Here is a 13,072-nt window from a genome sequence, read left to right as displayed (position 1 = left end):
TCCGTCGTGCCTCTTCCGTATGAGCGTCGTCACAGTCGGTTCGCGCGCCTCGCCCTGGCCACCGTCCTTCTCGCCACCCCGGCCGCGCTCCTCGCGACCTCGACCACCTCGGGTGCGGACGCGTCCGCACCGCGGGGCGGAACGTCGCCGTACGCCGCCACGGTCACGATCACCCGGCACGGTATCCCGCACGTGCGGGCGAAGACCTTCCCGGGGGTCGCGTACGGCGCCGCCTGGGTCACCATGTCCGAGGCGACCTGCACGATGATGGACATGCTGCTCACCGCGCGCGGTGAGCGGTCGCTCTACCTCGGTCCGGACGGCACCTACAAGGACAACGTCGGCGGGTCGGGCACCAACCTGCAGTGGGACACCCTCGTCGGTGACCTGCACAACCGGCACGTCGTCGAGGACCTGCTCGCCGACCCGGTCCGCGGGCCGAGCTACCGGGCCAAGACGATGGTGGCCGCCGAGACCGCGGCCATCAACGACTGGCTCACGAAGAACCCGGTCACCGACCCGGAGTGCGCCGAGCAGACCTGGATCAAGCCCGACGTGACCAGGATCGACGTCTGGTACGCCTTCTACCTCGCCCAGCTGATCTCATCGGAGACCCGGCTGCTCACGGCGATCACCGACGCCGCGCCGCCGTCGGGCCGTCCCCGGCCCACGCCCCGGCCGACCGGGGCCCAGCTGCGGGCCGCGCTGACCGAGCACGACTTCGGCTCCAACGCGACCGCCATCGGCGGCGCCGACTCGTCCACCGGCCGGGGGATGATCCTGGGCAACCCGCACTTCCCGTGGCTGGGTCGCTACCGGTTCACCCAGATGCACCTGACGATCCCGGGGACCCTCGACGTGGCCGGTGGCGCCCTGACCGGCTTCCCGGCGATCAACATCGGCTTCAACAAGGACGTCGCCTGGAGCCACACCGTGTCGACGGCCTACCGCTTCACGCCGTACCAGTACACGACCGCCGGCTCGCCGACCACCTACGAGACCGACGGCGGCGGGACCGCGGAGCTGGAGAAGCGCACGGTCGACGTCCAGGTGAAGACCGATGACGGCGTGGAGACGGTGACCAAGTACCTCTACCGCACCCCCGAGGGCTACGTCATCAACGCTCCGAGCCTCTTCATGTCGTGGAACGACTACAGCTTCTGGGCGATCCGCGACGCCAACGCCGAGCACCTGCGGACCTTCGACACGTTCTTGTCGATGAACATGGCGAAGAACGTCCACGACCTGCTGGCGCGGCAGGACCGGGGCGGCGGCATGCCCTGGGTCAACACGATCGCTGCCGACCGGACCGGCGAGGCCCTCTACGCCGACCACTCGGTCGTCCCGAACGTGAGCAACGCGCTGGTCAAGCGGTGCCTGACCCCGACCGGCACGCTGATCTACGGCAAGGCCGGGCTCCCGGGCCTGGACGGGACCCGCGCCCAGACCTCGTGCAGGTGGGGCACCGACAAGGACGCGGAGCGGCCGGGGATCCTCGGACCGAAGAACCTGCCCGCGGTGTTCACGCGGCACTGGGTGATGAACGCGAACGACTCCTACTGGACGCCGAGCAGCACCATCCGGCTGACGGGCTACCCGCGCATCATCGGGTGCGAGGAGAACGGCAAGCCGGTCGTCAACGAGTCGGCCTGCCAGCGCACGATGCGCACCAAGATGGTGATGCGGTACGTCACCGACCAGCTGAAGTTGGGCAAGGAGACGCCGGCGACGCTCGCCTCGCACGAGTACGCCAACCGCGTGTACGCCGCCGAGGTCGCGCGGGTCGGCGGCCGGCTCGACCAGGTGTGCGACGCCACCGGCCTCACCGAGGCGTGCCAGGTCCTCGCCGACTGGGACGGCCGGTCGGACGCGTCCTCGTCGGCCGGGGCGGCGATCTTCGAGGAGTTCGCCTACCTCGCCAGCTCGCGTGGGGTGACGCTGTGGAAGGTGCCCTTCGACCCCGACCACCCGCTGACGACGCCGCGCACGCTCTCGACCGACCAGACGGTCGTGGACACCATGGCGGACGCGATCGAGAAGGTCACCGACCGCGGCGAGCTGACGGACACCTACGGCGACTTCCACCGCTCCGGTGATCGCGGCGACCCGGAGCCCGGCTACCCGCTGGGTGGGGGTCTCGGTGACACGACCGGTGACGCGAACGCGGTCAGCAGCACGCTGGGCGACCCGGTGCTCGACCCGGTCACGCGCGGGTCGTCGTACATCCAGCGGATCGCGTTCACCGGGAAGACGGGCATCGACGCCAAGACGATCCTGACCTACAGCCAGTACTCCGACCCCGCCTCGCCGTGGGTCTCGGACCAGACGAAGCTGTTCTCGCAGGACCGGTGGGTGTCGTTCCCGTGGACCTCGGCGCAGATCTCGGCGCAGCGGGTGCAGACGTTCCAGCTGCCCGCGACCTGAGCCACGCCCCGTGGGCGGCGGTCGCTAGGCTCGCCCGGTGCGCATCGCGAGATTCACCACCGGCGAGGACCCGCTCTACGGCGTGATCACCGGCGAGGTCGACGACCTCGGCGAGCCCGACCCCGACAGCGTGGTCGTCGCGCTCGCCGGCGACCCGTTGTACGTCGGGGTCAAGCTGCTCGAGGAGCAGCACCGGCTGGCCGACGTACGCCTGCTGGCCCCGGTGCTGCCGCGCAGCAAGGTGGTCGCCATCGGCAAGAACTACGCCGCGCACGCAGCCGAGATGGGCGGAGAGCCGCCGGCCGAGCCGTTGATGTTCCTCAAGCCGAACACCAGCGTCGTCGGACCGGGCGACCCGGTCTTCTACCCGCCGCAGACCAGCGACCTGCACTTCGAGGGCGAGCTGGCGGTCGTCATCGGGCGGATCTGCCGCGACGTGCCGGCCGACCAGGCGACCGACGTGATCCACGGCTACACGATCGCCAACGACGTGACGGCGCGCGACCTGCAGCGCAGCGACGGGCAGTGGACCCGCGCCAAGGGGTTCGACTCCTTCTGCCCCCTCGGCCCGTGGATCGAGACCGACCTGGACCCCCACGACTTCGAGGTCGGGCGCAGCATCCAGACGCACCTCAACGGCGATCTGAAGCAGGACGGCAACACCCGCGACCTGATCTTCGACATCCCGACCCTGATCGCCCACGTCACCAGCGTCATGACCATGCTGCCCGGTGACGTGATCCTCACCGGCACCCCCGAGGGCGTCGGTCCCATGCAGGTCGGCGACGAGGTCGAGGTCTCGATCGCCGGGCTCGGCACCCTCACGAACAAGGTGGTCCAGCGGTGAGCGACCGTCCCGTCCGCGTCCGCTTCTGCCCGTCGCCGACCGGCTCGCCGCACGTCGGCCTGGTCCGCACGGCGCTCTACAACTGGGCGTTCGCCCGGCACGCCCAGCTGCACGGGGCCGGCGGCTCGATCGTCTTCCGGATGGAGGACACCGACCGGGAGCGCAGCACCCAGGAGTCCTACGACGCCATCGTCGACCTCTGGCGCTGGCTCGGGCTCACCTGGGACGAGGGCATCGAGGTCGGCGGACCCCACGGTCCCTACCGGCAGAGCGAGCGCGGCGAGATCTACGCCGACGCGCTCGCCCGGCTGCGCGCGTCGTCGTACACCTACGACTGCTTCTGCACCACCGAGGAGGTCGACGCCCGGCGCAAGGCCTCCGGCTCCAAGGTGATGGGGTACGACGGCTTCTGCCGCGACCTCTCCGGCGAGCAGCGGGCCGCCTTCGAGGCAGAGGGGCGGCGGCCGGTGGTGCGGTTCCGGATGCCCGACGGGTCGATCACCTGGACGGACCTGGTCCGCGGCGACATCACCTTCGACACCGAGCACGTGCCGGACTACGCGCTGTGCCGGGCGAACGGCGACCCGCTCTACACCTTGGTGAACCCGGTCGACGACGCCCTGATGGAGGTCACCCACGTCCTGCGTGGCGAGGACCTCCTCTCCAGCACGCCCCGCCAGATCGCGCTCTACGCGGCGCTCACCGAGCTGGGGATCGCCCGGGGGACGCCCGAGTTCGGCCACCTGCCCTACGTGATGGGCCAGGGCAACAAGAAGCTCTCCAAGCGCGACCCCGAGGCCCACGCGCTGGCCTACCGCGACCAGGGGTTCCTGCCCGAGGGGCTGCTGAACTACCTCGCCCTGCTCGGCTGGGCGATCGCCGCCGACCGCGACGTGTTCACGCTCGAGGAGATGGTCGAAGCCTTCGACATCCGCGACGTCAACCCCAACCCGGCCCGCTTCGACCTCAAGAAGGCCGAGGCGATCAACACCGCCCACATGCGGCTGCTGTCGGTCGACGAGATGACCGACCGGGTCCTGCCCTACCTCCGGGACGCCGGCGTCGTCTCCGACCCGCTCGGTGACGCCGACGCCCAGCTGTTGGAGCAGGCGATGCCGCTGGTCGCCGAGCGGATCAACAAGCTCACCGAGGCCGCGGGCATGCTCGGCTTCCTCTTCGTCGACGAGGCCGACTTCCGCGTCGACGAGGCCGACGCCGCGAAGCTGCTCGACGAGAGCGGGCGGGCGGTCGTGCAGGCGTCGTACGACGCGCTGGCCGGTCTCGGCTCGTGGTCGACCGCCGCGATCCAGGACGCGCTCCAGGCGCGACTGGTGGACGAGATGGGCCTCAAGCCGCGCAACGCGTTCGGCCCGGTCCGGGTCGCCGTGACGGGGCGCCGCGTGTCCCCGCCGCTGTTCGAGTCCCTGGAGCTGCTCGGGCGCGAGCGGAGCCTGGGCCGGCTGCAGGCGGCCCTCACCCCATGAGCGGGGCCTGACGGTGCCCGCCGACGTGGAGGTGCCGGGACTCGCCTACCCCGAGGTCCAGCGAGCAGGCCATCGGGGCGCCTGGCGCTCGGTGCTGGGCATGGTGCTCCTGGGCCTCGCCATCGTCGCCGTCGTCCCGGTGCTGCTGCAGGTCCCGTTCGCCCTCGGGTTCGCGGTCGCGGGCCGCGACGTCGGGTCCAGCATGAGTCGGCTCGTCCACCTCGACGACCCCACGCCCCTCGGCCTGGCCTACCTGAACCTCGCGCTGGCAGCGGCGATCCCGGTGACCTGGCTCCTGATGCGGACCCTCCACGGGCTGCGGCCACGCTGGCTGGCCTCGGTCGCCCCGCGGATCCGCTGGCGCTGGTTGGTCGTGTGCTTCGGCCTCTCGCTCGTCTCCCTGGTCGCGACGCTCCTGGTGTCCTCGTTGGTGCCGGCTACCCCGGACAGCGCGGAGGTCGGCACCCACCTCAACGACTTCACGTCGACGACCCGCGACTTCCTCGTGGTCCTGGTGCTGCTGACGCCGCTGCAGGCGGCGGGGGAGGAGTACGCGTTCCGCGGCTACCTCACCCAGGCGTTCGGCAACATCTTCGGCTCCTGGTTCGGGCGGCCGGTCGCCGCCGTCCTCTTCCCCGCCCTGCTGTTCGCCGCCGCGCACGGCGCGCAGAGCCCGCCGGTCTTCTTCGACCGGTTCGCCTTCGGGATCGTCGCCGGCCTGCTGGTGGTGCTCACGGGCGGGCTCGAGGCCGGCATCGCGATGCACGTGCTCAACAACTGGCTCGCCTTCGGCCTGGCGCTGGCGTTCGGGGACATGGCCTCGACGCTCAACCCCGTGGGCGGGAGCTGGTGGACGATCCCGGTGACGCTCACCCAGTCGCTCAGCTACCTCGCGCTGGTGCTGCTGGCCGGTCGCCGACGACAGGTGCAGCGCAGGACCGCGGAACCGCCGTACGTTTTGGCCGGGTCGAGCCGTCGCGTGTAGTGTTCTCCACCGTGCCCGGGCGCTTCGGCGGACGGGCATTCGACACCGGAAAGCTACCCAATCAGTAGTAGACCAGTGGGATATGGTGTAATTGGCAGCACGACTGATTCTGGTTCAGTTAGTCTAGGTTCGAGTCCTAGTATCCCAGCGAGATCGCCGCTCCCGAGCGGCGATTTTGTGCGAGTGAGCGGCCACGGATAGAGTTCGGCAGGTTGCTCGTCGAGCACCCGCCCCCGGTGGGGTGGAGACAACAACTGAACAACCGCATGCCCCGTTCGTCTAGCGGCCCAGGACGCTGGCCTCTCACGCCGGAAGCACGGGTTCGAATCCCGTACGGGGTACCAGCACAGAGGCTCAGGTGGTCAGATGACCACCTGAGCCTCTGTCGTCATGTCGGGCCACTCTCGCCGGCGCTGTCCGTCGCCCCCACGGCCGACCAGGCCGCCACGCACCCCGGGCGTCACCGCCTGGGACGTCATCCGGGGCGGTCGCCGGGGCTGCCACCTCGTACGACGTCCCGTGGGGGCGGGGAGACGTCATGCGGGGCGGTCGCCGGGGCTGCCACCTCGTATGACGTCCCGAGGGGCAGGGGGAGGGGTCAGTCCTTGGCGCCGCGGCCGTGCATCACCCCGATGAGCTTGGCGAAGCGCTGGTCGGCCTTGTCGGTGCGGTCGAAGGTGGTGAGCTCCAGCGCCGGCTTGAACCTCTGCCGGGCGATCGCCTTGGCGTAGGTGAACTCCTTGAGCCCGTCGGCACCGTGGATGCGGCCGAAGCCGGAGTCGCCGATGCCGCCGAAGGGCAGGCTCGGGATCGCCGCGAACGTGATGACGCCGTTGACCGCCGACATCCCCGAGCGCACCCGGTCGGCGATCGTGACGCCCTCGGCCTTGCTGAAGACGGTGTTGCCCAGCCCGTAGCGCGACGCGTTCGTGAGCTCCACCGCCTCGTCCATGTCGCGCACCTTGGTGATCGTCAGGGTCGGCCCGAAGGTCTCCTCCTGGACGGCGATCGAGTCCTCCGGCACGTCGACCAGGATCGTCGGCTGCACGAAGCGGTCGCCGACGGCACCGGCACCCCCCACCACGGCGCGGCCGCCGCGGTCGAGGGCGTCGCGGACGTGCGCGTCGATGGCGTCGAGCTGGCTCGGCATGGTGATCGGGCCGATCTTGTCGTCGGGGCCGGCGTGGAGCGCCTGGGCCTTCGCGGTGATCGCGCTGACGAACTCGTCGTAGACCTTCTCGTGGACATAGGCGCGCTCCACGCCGATGCAGGTCTGGCCGGCGTTGCTGCAGGCTCCCCACAGGGCCGCGTCCGCGGCGGCCGGTACGTCGGCGTCGGCGTCGACGATCACCGAGTCCTTGCCCCCGGCCTCGATCAGCACGGGCGTCAGCGTCTCGGCGCACGCGGCCATGACCCGCTTCCCGGTCGCGGTCGAGCCGGTGAACGCGAGCTTGTCCACGCCGGCGCGGCACAGGGCGGCGCCGGTCGGTCCGAACCCGGTGACGACCTGGAGCACCGGGCGCCCCACGGCCTCCGTGAAGCGCGCCGCGAACCACTCGCCCACGCCCGGGGTGTACTCGCTCGGCTTGAACACCACGGCGTTGCCGGCAGCGAGGGCGTAGGCGATGGACCCCAGGGGTGTGAACACGGGGTAGTTCCAGGGCCCGATGACGCCGATCACGCCGAGCGGCTTGTAGGCCAGCGACGCCGACTGGTTGACCATCGTCAGTCCCGACGGGACGCGTCGCCGGCGCAGCACCCGCTTGGCGTTCTTGGCGGCCCACGCGATGTGCTCGACGGCGAGCCCCGCCTCGAGCGCGGCGTCGCCGCGCGGCTTGCCGCCCTCGCGGTGCATCAGGTCCACCAGCTCGGGCAGCCGCTGGACCATGGCCGCCTTCCATGCCGTCAGGTGGCGCCGACGGTCCGCGAAGTCGAGACCCGACCACCATTGCGCTTCGACGCGTGCCCGTTCGACGGCGGCGCGCACCTGCTCCTCGGTGTGCACGGGGTGGGTGCCGACGACCTGCCCGGTCGCCGGGTCCAGCGAGTCGAACGTCGTGGCCGCCGGGTGCTCCTGTGCCGGCGCCTGGTCGGTGATGCTCATGTGGTTCCCCTGTCGTCGATGTGCCCATGATGGCGCGCCGGGCGTGATCGTGCCCGCACCTGTCCAGCCGTGCGTGGGTCGGTCCCCGAGACCGGCGGTCGGGGGCCGCGCACGCACGGGTGCGGCAGCACCGACCAGGCGGGGCCCGGGCCGGCCCAGGCCTTTGGTCCGCCTTCCGGCAGGGACCAGTGCCCCGTACCGCGTGGCCTCGGCCTCTGGGGGCATCTGGTGGTGGCCGAGAGGCTGGTGGGGTGAAGGCGTCGGTCGTGCACGCCTCCGCTCGCACGAGGAGACGGTGCGGTCCGTCGCCACCGACACCGTGATCGGCCTGACCTGACCGGTCCCCTCGACGTCAGGAGCACCACATGTCCACCCCTGCCCAGCCGACCGTGCCGACGCCGGCGGCCTACCCGGCCCGGCTCGACGTCGACTTCGAGCCCGAGCACCACCGCGTCACGACGCTGTTCCGGCTCGTGCTCGTGATCCCGGTCGCCATCGTCTACGGCGCGCTCACCGCCGGTGCGACGAGCACCGTCGTCTACGAGAGCGGCCGCACGGTCACCACGAGCACCGGTGGGATCGTCGCCGGCCTGTCGACGGCGACCATGCTGATGATCCTGTTCCGCAAGCGCTACCCGCGGTGGTGGTTCGACTTCGCGCGCGAGCTCACCCGGTTCGCGACCAGGATCGGCGCGTACGTCGTGCTGCTCACCGACGACTACCCGTCGACGGTCGACGCGCAGAAGGTGCACCTCGACCTCGACTACCCCGACGTCGAGCGCGACCTCAACCGCTGGCTGCCCCTGGTCAAGTGGTTCCTCGCGATCCCGCACTACGTGGTGCTGTTCTTCTTGTCGATCGGCGCGTTCTTCGCGGTCGTCGTCGCCTGGTTCGCGATCCTCTTCACCGGCCGCTACCCGCGCTCGCTGTTCGACTACGTCCTCGGTGTCGGACGCTGGGCGCTCCGCGTGAACGCCTACGCGTTCCTGCTGCTCACCGACCGCTACCCGCCCTTCTCCCTCCGCTGAGCGGGGTCCGGCGTCAGCGCCGCACGTCGAAGAGCCGGTGCGCCCGGGCCGGCGGGTCCAGGAGCAGGTCCACGACCAGCGCGGTCCACCCGGTCTGGTGGCTCGCGCCCAGGCCCGCGCCGACGTCACCGTGGAAGTACTCGAAGAACAGCAGGTTGTCGCGCCAGGCCGGGTCGTCGGCGAGCAGCGGCTGGTCGCCGTGCACGGGCCGCCGGCCGTGCTCGTCGGGCAGCCAGATGCCCACGAGCCGGTCGGCCAGGTCGGACGCCACCTCGCGCACGGTGAGCCGCGTGCCCGACCCGGTCGGGTACTCCACGGTGAAGTCCTCGCCGAGGAACTCGTCGTAGAGCAGCAGCGAGCGGACCACGAGGTAGTTGGTCGGCATCCAGACCGGTCCGCGCCAGTTCGAGTTGCCGCCGTACATCGGGGTGGTCGACTCGGCCGGCTCGTAGTCGATGACCGCGTCCGGCAGGCCCGGGACCGAGTACGGCTGGACGTGCCTGCGCGAGACCGAGCGGAGCCCATGCGGGGACAGGAAGCCCTCCTCGTCGAAGAGCCGCTCGAAGGTGCGCAGTGCCTGTTCCGGCTTGACCAGCGCGACCACGGCGCGCTGGGTGCCGTCCCGCCCGGTGACGGGCAGCACGGGTCCGGCGGCCCGCTCCGCCCCGTCGAGGCGGCGGGCGAACCGCTTGCGCAGGGCGGCGAGCCGCTCGATCTGGTCCAGCGGCACCGACGCGGTGGCCAGCACCGGGATCACGCCGACCAGGGTCTGCACCTTGATCGGCGTCCGGTTCCCCGCGGCGTCGACGAGCCGGTCGTAGAAGAAGCCGTCGTCCTCGTCGTAGAGCCCGGAGGACTCCAGGGCGTCCGAGATCAGCAGGAACTGCTCGAGGAACTTGACCACCATGTCGTCGTACACGGGGTTCTCGGCGGCGAGGACGAGCGCGAGGACCAGCATCACCAGCGAGTACTGCGCCATCCACGCCGTCCCGTCCGCCTGCTCGATCCGGATCCCGTCCGGCAGGTGGGAGCGGTCGACCGGGCTGATGTTGTCCAGCCCGAGGAAGCCGCCGCCGAACAGGTTGTGGCCCTCAGGGTCCTCCCGGTTCAACCACCAGGTGAAGTTGACCAGCAGCTTCTGGAAGATCCGCTCGAGGAAGGCCACGTCGCGCGCGCCGTCGATGACGAAGACGCGCAGCGCGGCCAGCGCGTGGACCGGCGGGTTGACGTCGTCGAAGTTCCACTCGTACGCCGGCAGCGCGCCGTTGGGGTGCTGGAACCACTCGCGCAGCAGCACGCTGAGCTGGTACTTGGCGAACGCCGGGTCCAGGTGCGCCCAGGAGATCGCGTGGAAGGCCAGGTCCCACGCGGCGAACCAGGGGTACTCCCACGGGTCGGGCATCGCGAGCACGTCGAAGGAGTCCAGGTGCCGCCACCCGGCGTTGCGTCCGTGACGGTGGGACTCGGGCGGAGGTGGGCCGGCGGGGTCGCCGTCGAGCCACCGGCTGACCCGGTAGGGGTACATCTGCTTGCTCCACACGAGTCCGGCCGACGCCTGCCGCAGCACCCGCATGCGCTCCTCGTCGAGGTCGGCGCCGATCGCGCCGTAGAACTCGTCGGCGTCCGCGCGCCGCTCGGCGAGGACCCGGTCGACGGCGACGTCGTCCCACGCCGCCGGCGCCGCGGGCCGGTGCAGGCGCAGCCGCACCTGGCGCGTCTCCCCGGCCGGCACCGTCAGCCGGTACCAGAACGCGGCCTTGGTGCCGTGGCCGTCGGGAGCGACGGTGGCGGCGCCGCTGACGACGTGGTCGTTGATGCCGTCCTTGGGGTGGTCGGTGAGCGGTGGGGCGTCGTACAGGCGCGGCATGTTGGTCTCGTTGTCGCAGAAGAGCGCCTCCGGGCGGGTGCCGTCGGGAGCGTCGGCCGCCTGCAGCCGGTAGCCGCCGAGCCGCGGGTGGTCGACGACCACGGCGCCGCCCGAGAGCGACAGGTCCGGCAGGTCCGTGCGCCCCGACCACCGCCAGGTGTTGCGGAACCACAGCGTCGGCAGCACGTGCAGCGTCGCCTCGTCCGGACCGTGGTTGGTGACGTCGATGCACATGGCGATGTCGGTCGGCGAGGCCTTCGCGTAGGTGACATCGACGCCCCAGAAGCGACCGTCGTCGAAGACACCGGTGTCGACGAGCTCGTGCTCGAGGTCGCCGAGGCCACGGCGGGCGTTCTCCTCGACCAGCTCCTGGTAGGGGAACTCGGCCTGCGGGTAGTGGTAGCGCCACTGCAGCAGGGCGTGGCTCGGCAGGCCCTCGAGGTACCACCAGTACTCCTTGGCGTCCTCGCCGTGGTTGCCCTGCGGGCCGGTCAGGCCGAACATCCGCTCCTTGAGGATCGGGTCCCGCCCGTTCCACAGCGCCAGCGCCAGGCACAGCTCGTGGCGGATGTCGGAGATCCCGGCCATGCCGTCCTCGTTCCAGCGGAACGCCCGCGACCGCGCGTGGTCGTGGGGGAAGGAGGACCAGGCGTCGCCGTCGGAGCTGTAGTCCTCGCGGACCGTGCCCCAGGCCCGCTCGGCGAGGTAGGGGCCCCACTCGTACCAGGGGTTGGCGTGGAACAGGCCGTCCTCGGCGCGTCCGGTCGCCTCGGCGAGGCGCCGGTGCTCAGCGGTGGGCGGGGGTGTCATCGGTATCCTCCTCGAGGGCTGCGCTGACGCGGAACAGGTGCCATCCCCACGCGGGGAGCTCGACGTAGAGGCCGTCGACGAGGTCGTCGCCCGAGCGCTCGTACGCCGCCGCCTGCGTGGGGTCGTGCAGCAGCAGGCGTGCACTGCGCAGGTCGGGCCACGGCGTGGCCACGTGTGCCGCAGCCGGGACCTCGCCGAGGTTGACGACGACCAGCCACCGGGCGTCACCGGACCAGCACCACGACACCACCTGCGCAGCGGCCGGGTTGCCCTCCCAGCCGGTCGTCCGGCACAGCTGCCAGCTGCCGGTGCGGAAGGTCGGGTCGAGCAGCGCACCCAGGAGCCGCCGGTAGAAGGTCTCGAGCTCCGCGTCGACGGGCTCGTCAGGGTAGCGGCCCAGGAACACCGGGAGCCGGGTGCGTCGTCCCACGGTCTGGCCGTCGTGGACCAGCCGCAGGCCGCACTGGGTGAGGGTGGCGACCGCAGCGGCGCGGTGCCGTGCCGGGTCCAGCACGGCAGCGGCGCGGGGCTCGTCGTGGTTCTCCAGGAAGCGGACGAGGCGCCGCTGGTAGGCCGGTTCCGCGGCCAGGTGGGCCGCGACGTCGGCCGCGGGCGCACCGTCGACCAGTCGGTCGTAGAGCCGCTTGTCGTAGCAGTGGTCGAAGCCCTGGTCCTGCAGGGCCGCCTCGCGGTCCCAGTAGGCCTCCGCCAGGAAGAGGAAGCCCGGGTGGGTCTCCCGCACGGCCTCGACCACCTCCGGCCAGTAGGGCCGAGGCGGCGGCTCCCCGACCCGGTCGCCCCAGGTGCCAGCGAACACGTCGTCCATCACGAGCATCGCCATGTCGCAGCGCACGCCGTCGCACTGGCCGGCGATGTCGCGGAGCGTGCCGACGACGGCGGCGCGCAGGTCGGGGGAGAACGCGTCGAGCTGGACCACGTCGGGCCACGGCGGGAAGTAGGGGTCCCGACCCAGAGCGACGACGTGACCGGCCAGCTCGACGTACCCGGACGGGTCCTGCGCGAGGTCTTCCGCGGACCCGAGCACGAACCGCTCCGGGTGGCTCGACACCCACGGGTGGTCGGGCGCGACGTGGTTGGGGACGAAGTCGAGCACCAGACCGACGCCCCGGGCCCGCAGCTCGGCGCGGGCGACCGCGAGGGCGGCCGGCCCGCCGAACCGGTCGTCGACGACGTAGTCACGAACGCAGTAGGGCGACCCGACCACGTCGGCGTCGGCCAGGTCGGGCAGGGCGGCCCGGAAGGACGCGACGAGACCGGTGTCCGCGCGGGCGACGGCCACGCCGGCGGGGCTGCGCTGCCACACGCCCATCAACCAGACCAGGTCGTAGCCGCCGTCGGCCACCTGGTCCCAGACGTGCGGCGGCACCGTGGCGAGGTCGAGCTCGCGGCCCGCGGCCGCGGACAGGCCGGACAGCCACGGCCAGGTGTCGATCTCCAGGAGGAGCGGGTGTGCCGGGGCCCTCCTCGCGTCCGTGCGTCCCGACGGCTGCCCCTCCACGTGC

At 71.5% G+C, this 13,072-nt stretch carries 8 protein-coding genes and 2 tRNA genes; 7 read left to right on the top strand and 3 right to left on the bottom strand.

All coding sequences use genetic code 11. From position 1 onward, the window contains the following. The first annotated feature begins 6 nt into the window (after positions 1 to 6). The 6 genes from ACILRH_RS14140 to ACILRH_RS14115 all read left to right on the top strand — a co-directional run bounded on the left by ACILRH_RS14140 (position 7) and on the right by ACILRH_RS14115 (position 6,084). Positions 7 to 2,424: a penicillin acylase family protein gene (locus ACILRH_RS14140; protein WP_395694286.1), complete on the top strand. Its 2,418-nt coding sequence runs from the start codon at positions 7 to 9 to the stop codon at positions 2,422 to 2,424. Between the two features lie 37 nt (positions 2,425 to 2,461). Continuing rightward, complete coding sequence (locus tag ACILRH_RS14135) at positions 2,462 to 3,271, top strand: fumarylacetoacetate hydrolase family protein (protein ID WP_395694284.1); 810 nt, start codon at positions 2,462 to 2,464, stop codon at positions 3,269 to 3,271. Further along, a complete protein-coding gene (gene gltX, locus ACILRH_RS14130; RefSeq protein ID WP_395694283.1) occupies positions 3,268 to 4,755 on the top strand; it encodes a glutamate--tRNA ligase in 1,488 nt (495 codons plus the stop codon). The genes ACILRH_RS14135 and gltX overlap by 4 nt, the downstream gene beginning before the upstream one ends. Before the next feature lie 13 nt (positions 4,756 to 4,768). Next, positions 4,769 to 5,740, top strand: a complete 972-nt coding sequence (locus ACILRH_RS14125; RefSeq protein ID WP_395694282.1) for a lysostaphin resistance A-like protein — start codon at positions 4,769 to 4,771, stop codon at positions 5,738 to 5,740. A gap of 76 nt (positions 5,741 to 5,816) precedes the next feature. Further along, positions 5,817 to 5,888: transfer RNA gene (locus ACILRH_RS14120), tRNA-Gln, on the top strand. A 120-nt stretch (positions 5,889 to 6,008) separates the two neighbouring features. Further along, positions 6,009 to 6,084: transfer RNA gene (locus ACILRH_RS14115), tRNA-Glu, on the top strand. Between the two features lie 254 nt (positions 6,085 to 6,338). On the opposite strand, the gene ACILRH_RS14110 is transcribed toward ACILRH_RS14115, so the two are convergent. Further along, complete coding sequence (locus ACILRH_RS14110) at positions 6,339 to 7,844, bottom strand: aldehyde dehydrogenase family protein (protein ID WP_395694280.1); 1,506 nt, start codon at positions 7,842 to 7,844, stop codon at positions 6,339 to 6,341. A 365-nt stretch (positions 7,845 to 8,209) separates the two neighbouring features. Between ACILRH_RS14110 and ACILRH_RS14105 the strand changes: the two genes are divergently transcribed. Continuing rightward, the gene (locus ACILRH_RS14105; protein ID WP_395694278.1) at positions 8,210 to 8,872 is read left to right on the top strand and encodes a DUF4389 domain-containing protein; all 663 of its coding nucleotides are present in this window, start codon (positions 8,210 to 8,212) and stop codon (positions 8,870 to 8,872) included. A 13-nt stretch (positions 8,873 to 8,885) separates the two neighbouring features. On the opposite strand, the gene ACILRH_RS14100 is transcribed toward ACILRH_RS14105, so the two are convergent. Both ACILRH_RS14100 and ACILRH_RS14095 read right to left on the bottom strand, forming a co-directional pair. Further along, complete coding sequence (locus ACILRH_RS14100) at positions 8,886 to 11,549, bottom strand: MGH1-like glycoside hydrolase domain-containing protein (protein WP_395694276.1); 2,664 nt, start codon at positions 11,547 to 11,549, stop codon at positions 8,886 to 8,888. Further along, complete coding sequence (locus ACILRH_RS14095) at positions 11,527 to 13,068, bottom strand: hypothetical protein (protein WP_395694275.1); 1,542 nt, start codon at positions 13,066 to 13,068, stop codon at positions 11,527 to 11,529. The genes ACILRH_RS14100 and ACILRH_RS14095 overlap by 23 nt, the downstream gene beginning before the upstream one ends. Positions 13,069 to 13,072: the final 4 nt, after the last annotated feature.

Origin of the sequence: Nocardioides sp., from assembly GCF_044226765.1 — a bacterium.
Classification (GTDB): Bacteria; Actinomycetota; Actinomycetes; order Propionibacteriales; family Nocardioidaceae; genus Nocardioides.
This window is presented reverse-complemented; position numbering and strand designations above follow the sequence as displayed.

Coding starts and splice junctions, on each gene's coding strand:
- ACILRH_RS14110 (WP_395694280.1), bottom strand. CDS start 7,844: ATGAGCATCACCGACCAGGCGCCGGCACAGGAGCACCCGGCGGCCACG.
- ACILRH_RS14105 (WP_395694278.1), top strand. CDS start 8,210: ATGTCCACCCCTGCCCAGCCGACCGTGCCGACGCCGGCGGCCTACCCG.
- ACILRH_RS14100 (WP_395694276.1), bottom strand. CDS start 11,549: ATGACACCCCCGCCCACCGCTGAGCACCGGCGCCTCGCCGAGGCGACC.